Below are 17,114 nucleotides of genomic sequence, written 5' to 3' on the forward strand. Positions count from 1 at the left end.
CCGTGCCGGCTTCAGTCCGGCATCCGGAAATCCACCAGCCGGCGGGTGGGGAAGTCGTAGAGCCGCCCGGTCTCACCGAACGACGGCAGGCACAGTGACAGGATCGCCTGCGCCAGTTCCTCGGGAGCCGGCAGCGTCTCCGGGTCCTCGCTGGGGAAGGCCTTGGCGCGCATGCGGGTGCGGATCGGGCCCGGATTGATCAGGTTCACCTTCAGCGCCGAGATGTTGGCCACTTCGTTGGCCCAGGTGCGCGCCAGCGCCTCCACCGCCGCCTTGGTGACGGCATAGGGGCCCCAGAAGGCGCGCGCCTTGTGCGCGGCGCCGGAGGACACCAGCACGGCGCGGCCGGCGGTGGAAAGCCGCAGCAGCGGATCGAGCGAGCGGATGAAGCGCCAGTTGGCGGTGAGATTGACCGCCACCGTGTCGTCCCACTCCTTCGGTTCGACCTGCGCCAGCGGCGTCATCGGGCCGAGCACGCCGGCATTGCCGACGAAGATGTCGAGCCGGCCGAAGCGCTCGAACAGCGCGCCGCCCAGCCGGTCGATGCCGGCGCCGTCCTTGACGTCGAGCGGCACCAGCGTGGCGGTGGAGCCTGCCTTGGTGATGGCGTCGTCGAGTTCCTCCAGCGCGCCGCTGGTGCGCCCGACGGCGATGACATGCGCGCCGGCTTCCGCGAGCGCGAGGGCGGTCGCCTGGCCGATGCCGCGGGTGGCGCCGGAGACGAGGGCGTAGCGGCCCGCGAGCGGGCGCGCGGCAACGTCTGCCGCGGGGAGGTCCGACATGGCGTTTCCTTGGGGTTTCCTCGAACGATCAGCCTTCATCCGTCATCACCACCGACGGCGCCGAGCGCCGGGCGGGGCCATGAGTGACGGCTTCGATATTGTTGCCTTCGGGGTCGAGCACGAAGGCCGCGTAATAGCCGGGGTGATAGTCGCGCAGCCCCGGCCCGCCATTGTCGCGCCCTCCCGCAGCCAGCGCGGCGGCGTGGAAGCGGCGCACCGTCTCCTCGTCGCCGGCCTGGAAGGCGAGATGCGCCCGCCCGGTGGTCGGCTCGCCGGGCGAGACGAACAGCTCGTCGGCGAAGAAATAGCCGTCACCTTCGACCAGCGGCACGCCGAGCACGTCCAGCACCGCCGCATAGAAGCGGCGGCAGGCCTCGAAATCGGCGACGACCAGCGAGACGTGATCGATCAGCCGGCCGCGATGCCACTGCTGCAGTTCGACCATGCCGGCTCAGCTCGCCTCGGCCAGCAGCGAGAGCTGGCGCGGGGAAACCTCGCCGTCGCGGTCGGTCAGCGGGGTGGGATACTCGCCGGTGAAGCAGTGGTCGGTGAACTGCGGGCGGGCGGGATCGCGCCCCTCATAGCCCATCGCCTTGTAGATGCCGTCGATGGAGAGGAAGGCGAGGCTATCGGCGCCGATATAGCGGCGCATGCCTTCGAGGTCGTGCGTCGCGGCCAGCAGCTTGTCGCGGTCCGGCGTGTCGATGCCGTAATAGTCCGGGTGGGTGATCGGCGGCGAGGAGATGCGGAAATGCACCTCGCGGGCGCCGGCCTCGCGCATCATGCGCACGATTTTGACCGACGTCGTTCCACGAACCAGACTGTCGTCGATCAGCACGATGCGCTTGCCCTCGACCACCGCGCGGTTGGCGGAGTGCTTCATGCGCACGCCCTGATCGCGCACCGACTGGGTCGGCTGGATGAAGGTGCGGCCGACATAGTGGTTGCGGATGATGCCGAGCTCATAGGGCAGGCCGGAGGCCTGCGAGAAGCCGATGGCGGCCGGCACGCCGGAATCGGGCACCGGCACCACGAGGTCGGCATCGGCTGGCGCCTCGGCGGCGAGCTGCATGCCCATGGTCTTGCGCACCTGGTAGACCGAGCGCCCGCCCACGACCGAATCCGGCCGGGCGAAATAGATGTACTCGAAGATGCAGGGACGCGGCGGCACGCTGCCGAAGGGACGCAGCGTCTCGACCTTGTCGGAGGAGAAGACGATGACCTCGCCCGGCTCGATGTCGCGCACGTGGCGCGCACCAATTATGTCGAGAGCGCAGGTCTCCGAGGTCAGGATGGGGTGGCCGTCGAGTTCGCCGAGCACCAGCGGGCGGATGCCGAGCGGGTCGCGCGCGCCCACCAGCTTCTTGTTGGTGAGGCCGACGAAGGCATAGGCGCCTTCCAGCGTGCGCAGCGCGTCGATGAAGCGGTCGGTGAAGCGGGCGCGTTTGGAGCGGGCGACGAGGTGAAGCATCACCTCGGTGTCGGAGGTCGACTGGCAGATGGCACCGTCGCGGATGAGCTGGCGGCGCAGCGTCAGGCCGTTGGTGAGGTTGCCGTTATGGGCAATGGCGAAGCCGCCGCCGTCGAGCTCGGCGAAAAGCGGCTGCACGTTGCGCAGGATGGTCTCGCCGGTCGTGGAATAGCGGACATGGCCGACCGCGATATGGCCCGGCAGGCGCTTGATCGCCTCGCCGTCGGAGAATGCGTCCGAGACCAGGCCGAGGCGCCGCTCGGAGTGGAAACGCCTGCCGTCGTAAGTGGTTATGCCGGCTGCTTCCTGCCCGCGATGCTGCAGGGCATGCAGGCCCAGCGCGGTGATCGCCGCCGCATCCGGGTGCCCGTAAATGCCGAACACGCCGCACTCCTCGCGCAGCGTGTCCCCGTAATCGTCGTAGAACTCGTCGGCCTGCGCGGGTTTCGACGCCACGTGATCAGCAGTCAGATTGGCCATTGGACCATCGCTCCTCAGCGCAGTTCAAGGCTGCGCCCGCTCCATGCTCGAATACAACCGAGCCCCGGGACGCCTTTGTCCCACGGGCACGGTCGAATTAAGGCGCCGACGGCTTCGCCTGGCCGGGAGCGGCCGGAGCCGGGTTGAAGGGCTCGGGCGGCGGCTCGGTCGGTTCGGCTTCCTTCGAGCTGCGAATGTCGCGAATGAGGCTCTCGGGGTCTTCCGGCAATACGGAGATGAGCCAGTCACCCGCACTTTGCAAGACCAGCTTGGAGCGGGCGTCGCGAATCCATTCCGGCTGGCCCTGCTCGTTCTGGACCAGCCAGTTGAAGAACAGATAGGCCACAACCATGATCAGGAAGCCGCGGGCGAGGCCGAACAGGAAGCCCAGCGTGCGGTCGAGCGCGCCGATGCGGCTGTCGAGCACGAGGTCGGAGATGCGCACGGTGATGATCGAGACGATCAGCAGCGTGACGACGAACACCGAGCCCACGGTCGCCGCCATCGCGAAGGTGTCGTTGGCGATGTACTGCTTCGCGAGCGGCAGGGCGTGGGGATAGGCATAGAGCGTCACCAGCGCGGCGGCGACCCAGGAGGCGATGGCGAAGACCTCGCGCACGAAACCGCGCACCATGGCCAGCAGGCCGGAGACCACCATCACGGCGACGAGGATGATGTCGAGCAGGGTCAAGACTATCGCACCGTGGTCGAGGCGGCTTCCGGCGGGAGCGCGCAGCGAATCTGCGCCGTCCCGGCCCTCAGCAGGATCGGGCGACGTATAGCGTGCGCGAGCGCCCCCGTCATCCCTCTTGCCGCTCGCGCGGGGCGCGGCGCGGGGCGCGGGAGGCGATGGCGGCCACGATATCCCCAAGAGAGGTGACAGTCTCGGTGGCGAGGGGCGATTCCAGCGGCTCTTTCGCTGCCCCGTTGCCGCTCCCGCCAGAACTCCCGCCGGAACTCCCCTTGGCCTCCGGCGCGACGGCGCGGGTGAAGCCGAGCTTGGCAGCTTCCTTCAGCCGCGCCATGGCATGCGGCACGGCGCGTACCGCGCCGGTGAGGCTGACCTCACCGAAATAGACGCTGTCATGCGGCAGCACGGCGCCCGAGAGCGAGGAGATGAGCGCGGCGGCAACCGCAAGGTCGGCGGCCGGCTCGCTGATGCGGAAGCCGCCGGCGACGTTGAGATGCACGTCATGCGCGCCGAGCTTGATGCCGCAGCGCGCCTCCAGCACCGCCAGCACCATGGAGAGCCGGCTCGGGTCCCAGCCGACGGCGGCGCGGCGCGGCGTGCCGAGATTTGTCGGCACCACCAGCGCCTGAATCTCCACCAGAACGGGCCGCGTGCCCTCCATGCCGGCATAGACGGCGGTGCCGGGCGCGCCGCTGTCGCGGTTCGACAGGAACAGCTCGGAGGGGTTGGCGACTTCCGAGAGGCCGAGGCCGGTCATCTCGAACACGCCGATCTCGTCGGTCGGCCCGAAGCGGTTCTTCTGCGCCCGCAGGATACGGAAATGATGCGCGCCGTCGCCCTCGAAGGAGAGCACCGCGTCGACCATGTGCTCCACCACGCGCGGGCCGGCGATCTGGCCGTCCTTGGTGACATGGCCGACGAGGATGACGGCGGCGCCCGCGCGCTTGGCATAGCGGATGAGGATCTGCGCGGAGGAGCGCACCTGCGTCACCGTGCCGGGCGCGGATTCCACCGTGTCCGTCCACATGGTCTGGATCGAATCGATCACCACCAGCGCCGGCTTGCGGCCCTCCGACAGCGTGGCGACGATATCTTCGACATTGGTCTCGGCGGCCAGCTCGACCGCCGCGCCGGCAAGGCCGAGCCGCTCGGCGCGCAGGCGTACCTGCGCTACTGCCTCTTCGCCCGACACATAGATGACGCGATGCTCGGCGCCCGCCAGCGCGGCGGAGGCCTGGATCAGCAGGGTCGACTTGCCGATGCCGGGGTCGCCGCCGATCAGCAGCACCGAGCCCGGCACCAACCCGCCGCCGGCCACCCGGTCGAGCTCGGAAATGCCGACGCGGACGCGCGGCGCGTCCTCGGAGGTGCCGGAAAGGCTTTCCAGTGCGATCAGCCGGCCCTTGCGCCCGCCGCGCAAGTTCGCCGGCAGCGTATCGGCGGCGGTCGTCTCCTCGGCGATGGAGTTCCACGCCCCGCAGGATTCGCAGCGGCCCTGCCAGCGCGTATGCGCGGCGCCGCAGACCTGGCAGATGAAGGAGGCGGGGCGCTTGGCCATGGCGCGTTCGTCCGGCTGTTGATCGTTCCCCCGCTTCTAGCGTCATTTCGCCAAAGAACAAACAGGGATCAAATCCTGCGGCTAGACCCAGCGGCGGTGATAGCGTCGGCCGAGCGAGGTGAGGATCTCGTAGTCGATGGTGTGGGAATGGCGGGCGAGCCCGTCGAGGCCGAGCCCGTCACCGAGCAGCGTCGCGAAATCGCCGATGGCGACGCGCTCTTGCGCCACCTCGGTGACATCGACCGCCAGCAGGTCCATCGAGATGCGTCCGATCAGCGGACAGCGATGGCCGGCGACGATGGCCTCGGCGCCGGGGCGCAGGTCCGAGGCGCCGGCTAGGCGGGGTATGCCGTCGGCATAGCCGGCCGAGAGGATGGCGACGCGGCTCGGGCGCAGCGCGGTGTGGGCGCCGCCATAACCCACCGTTTCGCCCTCATGGACATGGCGCAACTGCACGACGCGCAGGTCGAGCCGCACCACCGGGCGCAGCGGCGCCACGTCCCGGCGCGGGCGCCCGCCATAGACGGCGATGCCCGGCCGCACGAGATCGAAGTGCAGCGCCGGGTCGCCCAGCGCGCCGGCGGAATTGGCGAGCGAGGCGCGCACGTCCGGGAACAGCGCGGCGATGGCGCGGAAATCCTCAAGCTGGCGCGCGGTGAGCGGATGCTCCGGCTCGTCGGCGCAGGCCAGGTGGCTCATCAGCAGCACGAGCGGGAAGCCGAGCTCCTCGCGCCCCTCGGCGATGTTCACCGCCTCCGCCGGTGTCAGGCCGAGCCGGTTCATGCCGGTGTCGACATGAAGCGCGGCCGGCAGCGCCGTGCCGGTGCGGGCGCAGAAGGCGCTCCAGCTTGCCACCTGCTCCGGGCTGCCGAGCACCGGGCGCAGCGCCTTTGCGGCATAGGCCGCCTCGGTGCCGGGAAACAGCCCGTTGAGCACGAAGATCTCGGCCTCGGGCAGCAGGTCGCGCACCTCGCGCGCTTCGGCCAGCAGGGCGACGAAGAAGCTGCGCGCGCCGGCCTGCCAGAGCGCCTGCGCGGCCGGCTCCAGCCCGATGCCGTAGGCGTCGCCCTTCACCACGGCGGCGCAGGCGGCCGGCGCCACGCGCCGCGCGAGTTCCCCGTAATTGGCCGCCAGCGCGGAGAGGTCGACGGTGAGGATGCCGCCGGCCTCGGAAAGCGGAATGTCGCGCGCGCTCACGGCTGGATGCTCAATGTTCGGGAAGGCGGTCGCCCTGCGCCAGCGTGGAGAAGCGGGTGTACTGCGCCTCGAAGGCGACCTTCACCGTGCCGGTGGGGCCGTGGCGCTGCTTGCCGATGATCACCTCGGCGATGCCCATGGCGGCCTTCATGTCCTGGTCCCACTTGAACCATTCCTCGGTGCCTTCCTTCGGCTCGCGGCTCTTGAGGTAGTATTCTTCGCGGAACACGAACATCACCACGTCGGCGTCCTGCTCGATGGAGCCGGATTCGCGCAGGTCCGAGAGCTGCGGGCGCTTGTCGTCGCGCGATTCGACCTGACGCGAGAGCTGCGACAGCGCCATGATCGGCACGCTGAGTTCCTTGGCCAGCGCCTTGAGGCCGGTGGTGATCTCGGTGATCTCTTGCACGCGGCCCTGCGACGAGCTTTTCGACGAACCGGTGAGAAGCTGGAGATAGTCCACCACCATGAAGTCCAGCCCGCGCTGGCGCTTGAGCCGGCGGGCACGCGCGCGAAGCTGGGCGATGGAGATGCCGCCGGTGTCGTCGATGTAGAGCGGGATCGTCTGCATCATCTGGGCGCAGCTCGCCAGCTTGTCGAACTCGTGCTCGGAGATGTCGCCGCGGCGGATCTTGTAGGAGGCGATTTCGGCCTGTTCGGCGAGAATACGGGTGGCGAGCTGCTCGGCCGACATTTCCAGCGAGAAGAAGCCGACCACGCCGCCGTCGAGCGCGCGGATCGAGCCGTCCGGCAACGTTTCCGAGCGATAGGCGGCCGCGACGTTGAAGGCGATGTTGGTGGCGAGCGAAGTCTTTCCCATCGCCGGGCGGCCGGCAAGGATGATGAGGTCGGAAGGCTGCAGGCCGCCCATCATCTGGTCGAGGTCTTCGAGGCCGGAGGCGGTGCCGGAGAGGTGGCCGTCGCGCTGGAAGGCGCGGCTGGCCATGTCGACCGCGTCCTTCAGCGCGTCGTTGAAGCGCATGAAGCCGCCATCGTAGCGCCCGGTCTCGGCGAGCTCGTAGAGGCGCTTCTCGGCGTCCTCGATCTGCTCCTGCGGCGTGGTGTCGATCGCGGCCTCATAGGCCTCGTTGACGATCTCCTCGCCGATGGCGATCAGGTCGCGCCGCACCGAGAGGTCGTAGATGGTGCGCCCGTAATCCTCGGCGTTGATGATGGTCGTCGCCTCGGCGGCGAGGCGGGCGAGATATTGCGGCACGGTCAGCCCGGCGACGTCGAGCTCGGCCGGCAGGAAGGTCTTCAGCGTCACCGGCGTCGCCACCTTGCCGGCGCGGATCAGCGCGCTCGCGGTCTCGTAGATGGCGGTGTGGACAGGCTCGAAGAAATGGCGCGGCTCGAGGAAGTCCGAGACCCGGTAGAACGCCTCGTTATTGACGAGGATCGCGCCCAGCAGCGCCTGCTCCGCCTCGATGTTGTGCGGGGCCGTGCGATAGGTCGTCTCGGGCACCGCCGGGGGGCGGCTGGGGGAATCGAGCATGGCGTTTCCGGGTGCGGACAGGGCGCCACAAGAGCTACCGTCACCCCGGTGGCGAGTCCGGGGCGAATCGCGCACGCCCTATTTTGTCCTGTGGAGTGCCTGTGGAAAGCCGAATCTCGCTTGACGCGATTCGGCCCCGGCGACCGCTCGCGCGGGGCGTGCAGGCGTGCGCTACTCGCCCGCCAGCCGCAGGCCGGGCCGGTTCTGCCGCTCCATCTCCTTCAGCGCCTTCTCGGCTTCCGCGATATAGCTGCGCGTCAGCGGCACGATCCCCTCGCGCTTGGCGAGCTGGATCTGGAAGACCATCATTCCCTGATGGCGGAAGGCCATCTCGGAGGAGGCGAGGTAGAACTCGAACATCCGCACGAAGCGCGCATCGTAGAGCCGTTCGACCTCCTCGCGATGGGCGAGGAAGCGCTCGCGCCACGCCTTCAGCGTCTCGGCGTAGTGCAGGCGCAGCATCTCGATGTCGGTCACCAGCAGGCCCGCCCGCTCGATGGCCGGCAGCACTTCCGACAGCGCCGGGATATAGCCGCCGGGGAAGATGTATTTGGCGATCCACGGATTGGTGATGCCCGGCCCCTCGGAGCGGCCGATGGAGTGGATCAGCGCCACGCCATCGTCCTTCAGGAGCTGCGCGACCTTGCCGAAATACTCGTCGAAATGGCTCACCCCGACATGCTCGAACATGCCGACCGAGACGATGCGGTCGAACGGGCCGGGCACGTCGCGGTAATCCTGCAGGCGAAACTCGGCCCGCCCGGCGAGGCCGCGTTCCTCGGCGCGGCAGCGCGCGACGCCGAGCTGCTCCTGCGAGAGCGTGACGCCCGTCACCTGCGCGCCAGCATTGCCGGCGAGATAGAGCCCCATGCCGCCCCAGCCGCAGCCGATGTCGAGCGCGGAGAGGCCGGGCCGGTCGAACAGCAGCTTGGCGGCGATGTGGCGCTTCTTGGCGAGCTGGGCGTCGTCCAGCGACTGGCCCGGATGCTCGAAATAGGCGCAGGAATATTGCCGGTCGGCGTCAAGGAACAGCGAGTAGAGCCGGCCGTCGAGATCGTAGTGATGGGCGACGTTCTTCTGCGAGCGGTCGCGCGGGTTGAACTGCGCCAGCCGGCGGAACAGGAAGCGCAGCTTCATGAGCGACTTGGCGCTGGCGCTCGGCACCGCGAGGCCGACCTGCGCCATCAGCAGCGCGAGGACGTCGGCGAGGTCGCCTTCCTCGATCACGGCGCCGCCATCCATATAGGCTTCGCCGAATTTCAGCTCGGGGTCGAAGAAGATCCGTCGCTGCCACGCCTCGGAGGTGAAGCGAACGGTGAGCGGTTCACCCGTTCCGTCGCCGAAGGTGGCGCGCATGCCGGAAGCAAAGATGACAGTAAGGGAGCCGCGACGCACGATGCGCGCGAGGACCTGCGAGAGCAACCGTTCCATCGGCCAACTCCAACGGTACCGGCAGCCTTGGCGACCAGCCGCAAGGGCTCTTCACCATGCGTTGCTGCCTGCCCATGCTCTGGGCATGTCTAAGGTATGCCAATCATTGCATCACATGATTTTCTTCCTCGCAACATTCCCGTTGTTGTAGCGCATGCAAAAAAGCCCGGCCGTGACCGGCCGGGCTACGCCTTTTGACGTATTACGTTGGGTAAATGCTTCAGGCCTGCTCGGCCTCGGCGTCCACCTCGGTCTCCTCGGTGGTCTCGTCCAAGTATTCGGCCTCGTCCTCGTCCTCGTCGTCACGAACCACCGAGAGGTCTTCGCCGCGCGACTGGCGGGCGGCTTCCTCGGCGCTGCGGGCGACGTTGGCGCGCACGGTCACCTCGACCTCGGGGTGCAGGCTCACCGGAACCTCATGCACGCCGATGGTCTTGATCGGCTGGTTGAGCACGATCTGCTGGCGGGAAACGCTGAAGCCGGCGGCGGTCAGGCCCTCGGCGATGTCGCGGGTGGACACCGAGCCGTAGAGCTGGCCGGTCTCGCCGGCCTGGCGCACCAGCACCACCTCGGTGCCGGCCAGCTTCTCGCCGACCTTGGTGGCCTCGGACTTCAGTTCGAGGTTGCGGGCCTCGAGCTGGGCCTTCATCGATTCGAAGCGGCCCTTATTGTCCTTGGTGGCGCGCAGCGCCTTGCCCGACGGCAGGAGGAAATTGCGGGCGAAACCGTCCTTGACGCGCACGATGTCGCCGATCTGGCCGAGCTTGGCGACGCGTTCCAGCAGAATGACTTCCATTTCAGTTCTCCATTCGATCTTTTGTCTGATGTTCGATTGAGGCGGGTTCAGCCGTCATTCGCCGCCGGCGGGCCGCCCGCGGGGCCTCCCCGCCGGAAGCGGCCGCGCAGGCCGAAAAGGGTTTCCACAAGGCCGAGAAGGGCGAGGACCGCGAAGGGCCAGCCCAGCGCCAGTGCCGCGATCCACACGGTCGCGATCACCAGCGAGCGGCCGGCGGCGCCGCGCGTGATCCAGTGGATGGTGGCGAGGCCGATGAAGCCGAAGGCCATGACGAGCGTGGCGCTGAGCAGTTCGGCCAGCAGCCCGACGAAGCCGCCAGCAAGGCTCGCGGCGATCAGCGCACCGGCCAGCAGTGCCGTGCTGGCGCGTGGCAGGGAGATGGCGGCGAGGTCCGGCCAGGGGCGCATCAGGCGGCCCGACATGCGCGCGACGTGCGCGCCGAGCCAGAGATTGCCGATCTGCGTCACCATGGTGACAAGGGCCGCGGCGGGCGGCATCACCACGACCAGAAGGTCGATCAGCCGCTCGGTGTCGGCGGCGCCCGCGCCGGGGTTCTCCTCCAGCATCGCCTGGAACAGCGTGCGCAGCGCGGCCTGGTAGTCCTCGACCGAGCCGGCGACGAGCGGGATCAGCGCCGCCACGGCGAGGCAGCCGAGGATGGCGGCGGCCAGCACGATGCGGCCGACCGGGAACCACTCATATGGGCCGTCCGGCTGCGCCTGCCGCGCCATCAGCGCGAGATAGGAGAGCACATAGGCCGGCAGGCCGACGCCGGCGACATAGGCGAGCAGAAGTTCGAGGCCGAAAAACACGCCGATGGCGACCGAGGCGGCGGAGGCCGCCACCAGCGCGGCGACATGCGTCCAGCCGAGGCCGACGATGAGGATGGGCAGCGGGGCGAGGTAGAACAGGGGCAGGGCGATGGCGTTGCCGGTCGCAACCGTGGCGACCAGGAGGGCGGACGCCGCACCGGCGCCGAACGCTATGAGCCAGTTCTGAACCATCGACGAGCTGTCCCGCTTCGGGCGGTTAGGAGCGGATCATCGTCCGCCCCAGCCAGGGATCACGGGACCATCCCCGCGAGCCTGTCGGAAATCTTTCGGGTGGAACGCCCCCGGCCGTGGCCGGGGGCGGATAGCCTTGCCAGGCTTCCCCCGGCTAGAGCCGGGGAAGCAGGCGTCATGCGATCAGCGGATCACGAAGGGCAGCAGGCCGAGGAAGCGCGCGCGCTTGATGGCCTGGGCCAGTTCGCGCTGCTTCTTGGCCGAGACGGCCGTGATGCGCGAGGGGACGATCTTGCCGCGCTCGGAGATGTAGCGCTGCAGCAGACGCACGTCCTTGTAGTCGATCTTCGGCGCGTTGGCGCCGGAGAACGGGCAGGTCTTGCGACGGCGGAAGAAGGGGCGACGCGCGCCCGAGGAGTTCGCGGACGGACCGCCAGTGCCACCGAAAGCCATCACTCGTTCTCCTGGTTGGCCGGAGCCTCATCACGGTCGCGGCGCGGGCCACGATCGCCACGGTCGCCGCCGAAGCCGCGACCACCACCACCACCGAAGCCGCGGTCGCCGCCGAAGCCGCGATCACCGAAGCCACGCTCGCCGCGGTCGTCGCGGTCACGCTTCTGCAGCATGACGGACTGACCTTCCTCGAGCTCCTCGACGCGGATCGTCAGGACGCGAAGCACGTCCTCGTCGATGCGCTGCTGGCGCTCCAGCTCGGCCACCGCCGCCGCCGGGGCGTCGATGTTGAGCAGCGAGAAATGCGCCTTGCGGTTCTTGCGGATGCGGTAGGTGAGCGTCTTCACGCCCCAGTATTCGGTCTTGGTGATCGAGCCGCCATTCGCCTCGATCACACCCTTGAAGCGGGCGGTGAGTTCCTCGACCTGCTGCGCCGTGACGTCCTGGCGCGCGAGGAACACGTGCTCGTAGAGAGCCATGTTTCGTGCCTTTCCAATAGGATACCGCACCATTGCGGCCCATCATCCCGGCGCCGAGCCCTTCGAGCCCCGGAAAGGCTCGAACAATCTCGAAGGCGGGGACACGGGACGACGCAGACCCTCGGGCCTGCTGCCGGCGTGGAAAAGTCCATGCGCGACCGTCCGTTCAGCCCCCGGCCGGGACTGACAGTGCGCGGGCTTATACGTGAAAAGCGGCGGAAATCAAGGTGCGCGCCCATCCGTGCCGGACCGTATGCCTCCGCACGCCCTCGCCGTCTTGCCGGAGCGCGGCCGGACCCGCGCCGTGCGCTCAGCATATAAGAGAGTGCCGGCCGACCCGAATTCGCGGTTGAGAAGCCCCGCCGGCGGTTGCCGCGAGGCCGCTTGCGCTTGACATGGGGCGTCGCTCGGTGTTCCTGCGCCCGCCAATTCTTAGCGGACGGAATTCCTTAACGTCATGAGCAGCGCCTTCGTATTTCCCGGCCAGGGCAGCCAGGTGGTCGGCATGGGCAAATCCCTCGCCGACAGCTTCGCCGTCGCGCGCGCCGTGTTCGAGGAAGTCGACGCGGCGCTCGGCGAGAAGCTGTCCTCCATCATGTGGGACGGCCCGATCGAGACGCTGACGCTGACCGCCAACACGCAGCCCGCGCTGATGGCCGCCTCGGTCGCCGCGCTGCGCGTGCTGGAGAGCGAGGCCGGGCTCGATCTCGCCCGCGACGCCGCCTTCGTCGCCGGCCATTCGCTCGGCGAATATTCCGCGCTCGCCGCCGCCGGCTCGATCTCGCTCGCCGACACCGCTCGGCTGCTGCGCCTGCGTGGCACCGCGATGCAGGCGGCGACGCCGGTCGGCACGGGGGCCATGGCGGCGATCCTCGGCCTCGACTACGAGCAGGTCGTCGCGGTGGCCGCCGAGGCCGCCCAGGGAGAAGTCTGCGACATCGCCAATGACAACGCACCCGGCCAGGTCGTGGTCTCCGGCAACGCCGCCGCCGTCGAGCGCGCCTGCGAGATCGCCAAGCGCGAGGGCGCGGCCCGGGCCATCCTGCTCACTGTTTCCGCGCCCTTCCATTGCAGCCTCATCGCCTCGGCCGCCGACGCCATGCGCGAAGCGCTGGCCGGCGTCGAGGTGCGCGCGCCGAAGGTCCCGCTGGTCGCCAACGTCACCGCCGCCCCCGTCACCGATCCCGACGAGATCCGCGCTTTGCTGGTGAAGCAGGTGACGAGCACGGTGCGCTGGCGCGAATCCGTCGCCTTCATGGCCGGCCAGGGCGTGACCCGCCTTGTCGAGGTCGGCACCGGCAAGGTGCTTTCCGGCCTCACCAAGCGCATCGCCCGGCAAGTGGCCTCCGCCAATGTCGGCACGCCCGAGGATGTCGCCGCCTTCGCCGCCCCGGCGCAGGCCTGACGGCAGAGATTTCAGGAGATTCCCGTGTTCGATCTGACAGGCAAGACGGCCCTCGTCACTGGCGCGACGGGTGGCATTGGCGGGGCGATCGCCCGCTCCCTCCACGCGCAGGGCGCCACCGTCGCGCTCTCGGGCACCCGCCGCGAGGTGCTTGAAGCCCTTGCCGCCGAGCTTGGCGAGCGCACCCATGTCCTGCCCGCCGACCTGTCGAACACCGAGCAGGTCGAGGCCCTGGTGCCGCAGGCGGAGGAGGCGATGGGCAACATCGACATCCTCGTCAACAATGCCGGCATCACCCGCGACGGCCTGTTCGTGCGCCTCTCCGACGAGGCGTGGGACACGGTGATCGCGGTGAACCTCACCGCCGGTTTCCGCCTGACCCGCGCCGCGGCGCGTTCCATGATGCGCCGCCGCACCGGCCGCATCATCGGCATCACCTCGGTGGTCGGCGTCACCGGCAATGCCGGGCAGGGCAACTATGCCGCCGCCAAGGCGGGCCTCATCGGCATGTCGAAGGCGCTCGCCAAGGAAGTGGCGGCGCGCGGCGTGACGGTGAACTGCATCGCGCCGGGCTTCATCGCCACGCCGATGACGCATGTGCTGAACGACAAGCAGAAGGACGCGATTCTCTCCGCCGTTCCGGCCGCCCGGCTCGGCACGCCGGAGGACATCGCCGCCTGCGCCGTCTACCTTGCCTCGGACGAGGCCGCTTATGTCACGGGCCAGACGCTGCACGTGAATGGCGGGATGGCGATGATCTGAGCAAAGCCGCTCCGACCGTCGTTAACCGGCTCTTTACGGTGCTGGTTTTGACGGTTGAAGTATGCTAACGACCGCCTCGGCTCACAGGGGTGGACACCGCAAGAGAGTTGCGGATTCGTCCGGACACCTCCTGTAATCGGGGCATAAAACCGGCCGCCAACACCGCGTTCGCGCGGGGGCCATATGGAACAACGTAGCAACCTCCGGATACGGACGAGGGTGGACCGATGAGCGATATTGCCGAGCGCGTGAAGAAGATCGTAGCCGAGCACCTGGGTGTGGAGCCCGAGAAGGTTACGGATAATGCCAGCTTCATCGACGACCTCGGCGCCGACAGCCTCGACACCGTCGAGCTTGTCATGGCCTTCGAAGAGGCCTTCAACGTCGAGATTCCGGACGATGCCGCCGAGACCATCCTGACGGTCGGCGACGCGATCAAGTTCCTGGAAAAGAACGCGGCCTGAGGGCTGCTCGCATGCGCTGCGGCGGGCCTCCCGTCGCGGCGCCCACAGGTCTGAAGTTCCCCGGAGACATCGGATGAGGCGTGTCGTCGTTACCGGCCTCGGCATGGTGACGCCGCTCGGTTGCGGCGTCGACGTTACCTGGAAGCGTCTTCTCGACGGTCAGAGCGGCGCCCGCCGCGTCGAGACGTTCGACGTCTCGGACCTGCCCGCCAAGATCGCCTGCCAGATTCCGCGCGGCGACGGCTCCGAAGGCACCTACAATCCCGACCAGTGGATGGAGCCCAAGGAGCAGCGCAAGGTCGACGAGTTCATCGTCTATGCGATGGCCGCCGCCCGCCAGGCGCTCGACGATGCCGACTGGCATCCGACCTCCTATGAGGACCAGTGCGCCAGCGGCGTGCTGATCGGCTCCGGCATCGGCGGCCTCAACGGCATCGCCGAGACCAGCCTGCTGCTGCAGGAGCGCGGCCCGCGCCGCGTCTCGCCCTTCTTCATTCCCGGTCGGCTGATCAACCTCGCCGGCGGCTATGTCTCGATCGAGCACGGGCTCAAGGGCCCGAATCATGCCGTCGTGACGGCCTGCTCGACCGGCGCGCACGCCATTGGCGACGCCGCGCGTCTCGTCGCCTTCGGCGATGCCGACGTGATGGTGGCCGGCGGCACCGAATCGCCGATCAACCGCCTCGCGCTTGCCGGCTTCGCCGCCTGCCGCGCGCTTTCGACGGGCTATAACGACACCCCCGAGAGGGCCTCGCGTCCCTATGACAAGGACCGCGACGGCTTCGTCATGGGCGAGGGCGCCGGCGTGGTGGTGGTCGAGGCGCTGGAGCACGCGCTGGCGCGCGGCGCCAAGATTTATGGCGAGATCGTCGGCTACGGCCTGACGGGCGACGCCTATCACATCACCGCCCCCTCCGAGGATGGCGACGGCGCCTTCCGCTGCATGACCGCCGCGCTCAAGCGCGCCGGCATCACGGCGGCGGAGGTCGACTACATCAACGCCCACGGCACCTCGACCATGGCGGACGAGATCGAGCTCGGCGCGGTGCAGCGCCTGCTCGGCAACAACGCCGCCCGCGCCTCGATGTCGTCCACCAAGTCGGCCATCGGCCATCTTCTCGGCGCCGCCGGCGCGGTGGAGGCGATCTTCTCGCTGCTGGCGATCCGCGACCAGATCGCTCCGCCGACGATCAATCTCGACAATCCCTCCGTCGAGACGCCGATCGACCTGGTGCCGCACGCGCCGCGCAAGCGCGAGATCGAATATGCGCTGTCGAATTCCTTCGGCTTCGGCGGCACCAACGCGTCGCTGGTCTTCAAGCGCTACGCGAACTGACCGCAACGTGATGACGGCGCAGGGGAAAGCGCGGCCCGGCCGGGCCGCCGGTTTCCCGCTTTCGCCATTATTTCGGGTAGTCTGCCAGTGCGTTGCGCTGCCCGCGAGCGCCAGGCGAGGCACCCGATGACCGACGAGACTCCCACGACGCCGACCGGCGCCGATCCCGCCGCTTCCGCGCCGCCGGCCGCCGCACCGCCGGCTGCCGCGCCCGCCAAGCCGGAGAAGGTGCGCCGGCCCTCGCGCTGGGCGCGCCATCCTCTCGTCGCCGCCGGCAGTGCCTTCTTCACCCTGCTCCTCGTCGCCATCGTGCTCGGCGGCGGCGCCTTGTGGGTCGGCAAGTCGCGCTATCAGGCCGTCGGCCCGCTCGCCGAGGACAAGGCGGTCATCGTGCCGAACGAGTACGGCGTGATGGACATTGCCGACCTCCTGGTGCGGCAGGGCGTCATCGAGGACAAATGGGTCTTCGTCGGCGCGGCCATGGGCACCCGCGCCTCCAGCAAGCTCAAGGCCGGCGAATATGAGTTCGCGCAGGGCGCTTCGATCCAGCAGGTGCTGGACACGCTCGTCTCCGGCAAGGTGATCGAATACACCGTCACCATTCCCGAGGGGCTGACCAGCGACCAGATCGTCGAGCGGCTGGCGGAGATCGCCGAGCTGGCCGGCTCCGTGCGGCAGGTGCCGCGCGAGGGCAGCCTGATGCCGGACACCTACAAGATCACCCGCGGCACCTCGCGCGAGGACCTGCTGCGCCGCATGACCCGCACGCAGGACGCCGCGCTGAAGGAGATCTGGGCGAAGCGCGATCCCGAGCTGCCGCTGAAGTCGCCGGACGAACTCGTCATCCTCGCCTCCATCGTGGAGAAGGAGACCGGCGTGCCGGAGGAGCGCGCGCAGGTCGCGGCGGTCTTCGTCAACCGGCTCAACAAGAAGATGCGGCTGCAGTCCGACCCGACGATCATTTACGGGCTGGTGCGCGGCAAGGGCCGGCTGGAGCGCCCGCTGACGCGCACGGACATCTCGACGCCGACGCCCTTCAACACCTACACCATCCCCGCTTTGCCGCCGGGGCCGATCGGCAATCCCGGCCGCGCCTCGCTGGAGGCGACCGCCAATCCGGCCAAGAGCAAGGCGCTCTACTTCGTCGCCGACGGCTCGGGCGGCCACGCCTTCGCGGAGTCTCTCGACCAGCACAACAAGAACGTCACGCGCTGGCGCCAGATCGAGAAGGATCGCAAGATCGACCCCGCGAGCCAGCCGGCCGGCACCTCGGGCACCACCGGCGCGACGGCGGTGGACTGAGGGCCCTT

General features: G+C 68.9%; 17 protein-coding genes. 5 read left to right on the plus strand and 12 right to left on the minus strand.

Features of this window, described 5'->3' with window-relative positions; genetic code table 11:
• Positions 1-11 precede the first annotated feature (11 nt).
• From MWN33_RS11900 to rpsF, 12 genes are all read right to left on the minus strand, one after another.
• Positions 12-782 (minus strand): SDR family NAD(P)-dependent oxidoreductase, encoded by a 771-nt coding sequence (locus tag MWN33_RS11900; RefSeq protein WP_247200971.1) that lies wholly within the window; start codon positions 780-782, stop codon positions 12-14.
• A 28-nt stretch (positions 783-810) separates the two neighbouring features.
• On the minus strand, positions 811-1,227 hold the full coding sequence (locus tag MWN33_RS11905) for a VOC family protein (protein ID WP_247200973.1): 417 nt from the start codon (positions 1,225-1,227) through the stop codon (positions 811-813).
• A gap of 6 nt (positions 1,228-1,233) precedes the next feature.
• Positions 1,234-2,733, minus strand: a complete 1,500-nt coding sequence (gene purF / locus MWN33_RS11910; RefSeq protein ID WP_247200975.1) for an amidophosphoribosyltransferase — start codon at positions 2,731-2,733, stop codon at positions 1,234-1,236.
• Positions 2,734-2,830: 97 nt separating this feature from the next.
• Positions 2,831-3,430: a CvpA family protein gene (locus MWN33_RS11915; protein WP_247201258.1), complete on the minus strand. Its 600-nt coding sequence runs from the start codon at positions 3,428-3,430 to the stop codon at positions 2,831-2,833.
• Positions 3,431-3,533: 103 nt separating this feature from the next.
• Complete coding sequence (gene radA / locus MWN33_RS11920; protein WP_247200977.1) at positions 3,534-4,982, minus strand: DNA repair protein RadA; 1,449 nt, start codon at positions 4,980-4,982, stop codon at positions 3,534-3,536.
• An 81-nt stretch (positions 4,983-5,063) separates the two neighbouring features.
• On the minus strand, positions 5,064-6,179 hold the full coding sequence (gene alr, locus MWN33_RS11925; RefSeq protein ID WP_247200979.1) for an alanine racemase: 1,116 nt from the start codon (positions 6,177-6,179) through the stop codon (positions 5,064-5,066).
• Positions 6,180-6,189: 10 nt separating this feature from the next.
• Positions 6,190-7,674: a replicative DNA helicase gene (locus MWN33_RS11930; protein ID WP_247200981.1), complete on the minus strand. Its 1,485-nt coding sequence runs from the start codon at positions 7,672-7,674 to the stop codon at positions 6,190-6,192.
• 171 nt (positions 7,675-7,845) lie between these two features.
• On the minus strand, positions 7,846-9,105 hold the full coding sequence (locus MWN33_RS11935; RefSeq protein WP_247200982.1) for a cyclopropane fatty acid synthase: 1,260 nt from the start codon (positions 9,103-9,105) through the stop codon (positions 7,846-7,848).
• 220 nt (positions 9,106-9,325) lie between these two features.
• A complete protein-coding gene (rplI, locus tag MWN33_RS11940) occupies positions 9,326-9,901 on the minus strand; it encodes a 50S ribosomal protein L9 (protein WP_247200983.1) in 576 nt (191 codons plus the stop codon).
• Between the two features lie 47 nt (positions 9,902-9,948).
• The gene (locus tag MWN33_RS11945) at positions 9,949-10,905 is read right to left on the minus strand and encodes a DUF2232 domain-containing protein (protein WP_247200985.1); all 957 of its coding nucleotides are present in this window, start codon (positions 10,903-10,905) and stop codon (positions 9,949-9,951) included.
• 183 nt (positions 10,906-11,088) lie between these two features.
• Positions 11,089-11,358, minus strand: a complete 270-nt coding sequence (gene rpsR, locus MWN33_RS11950; protein WP_247200986.1) for a 30S ribosomal protein S18 — start codon at positions 11,356-11,358, stop codon at positions 11,089-11,091.
• Positions 11,358-11,837, minus strand: a complete 480-nt coding sequence (gene rpsF / locus MWN33_RS11955) for a 30S ribosomal protein S6 (RefSeq protein WP_247200988.1) — start codon at positions 11,835-11,837, stop codon at positions 11,358-11,360. Before rpsF ends, rpsR begins: the two co-directional genes overlap by 1 nt.
• A gap of 457 nt (positions 11,838-12,294) precedes the next feature.
• Between rpsF and fabD the strand changes: the two genes are divergently transcribed.
• From fabD to mltG, 5 genes are all read left to right on the plus strand, one after another.
• Entirely contained in the window at positions 12,295-13,242 is a 948-nt protein-coding gene (gene fabD / locus MWN33_RS11960; RefSeq protein WP_247200990.1) for an ACP S-malonyltransferase, read from the plus strand.
• A 24-nt stretch (positions 13,243-13,266) separates the two neighbouring features.
• The gene (gene fabG / locus MWN33_RS11965; protein WP_247200992.1) at positions 13,267-14,004 is read left to right on the plus strand and encodes a 3-oxoacyl-[acyl-carrier-protein] reductase; all 738 of its coding nucleotides are present in this window, start codon (positions 13,267-13,269) and stop codon (positions 14,002-14,004) included.
• Positions 14,005-14,231: 227 nt separating this feature from the next.
• Positions 14,232-14,468 carry an acyl carrier protein gene (locus MWN33_RS11970; protein WP_152301733.1) on the plus strand — a complete coding sequence of 79 codons (237 nt, stop codon included), beginning with the start codon at positions 14,232-14,234 and terminating at the stop codon, positions 14,466-14,468.
• A 73-nt stretch (positions 14,469-14,541) separates the two neighbouring features.
• On the plus strand, positions 14,542-15,804 hold the full coding sequence (fabF, locus tag MWN33_RS11975; protein WP_247200993.1) for a beta-ketoacyl-ACP synthase II: 1,263 nt from the start codon (positions 14,542-14,544) through the stop codon (positions 15,802-15,804).
• A 126-nt stretch (positions 15,805-15,930) separates the two neighbouring features.
• Positions 15,931-17,106, plus strand: a complete 1,176-nt coding sequence (gene mltG, locus MWN33_RS11980) for an endolytic transglycosylase MltG (RefSeq protein ID WP_247200994.1) — start codon at positions 15,931-15,933, stop codon at positions 17,104-17,106.
• Positions 17,107-17,114: the final 8 nt, after the last annotated feature.

The organism is Ancylobacter koreensis, from assembly GCF_023016525.1.
GTDB classification, from domain to species: Bacteria; Pseudomonadota; Alphaproteobacteria; order Rhizobiales; family Xanthobacteraceae; genus Ancylobacter; species Ancylobacter koreensis.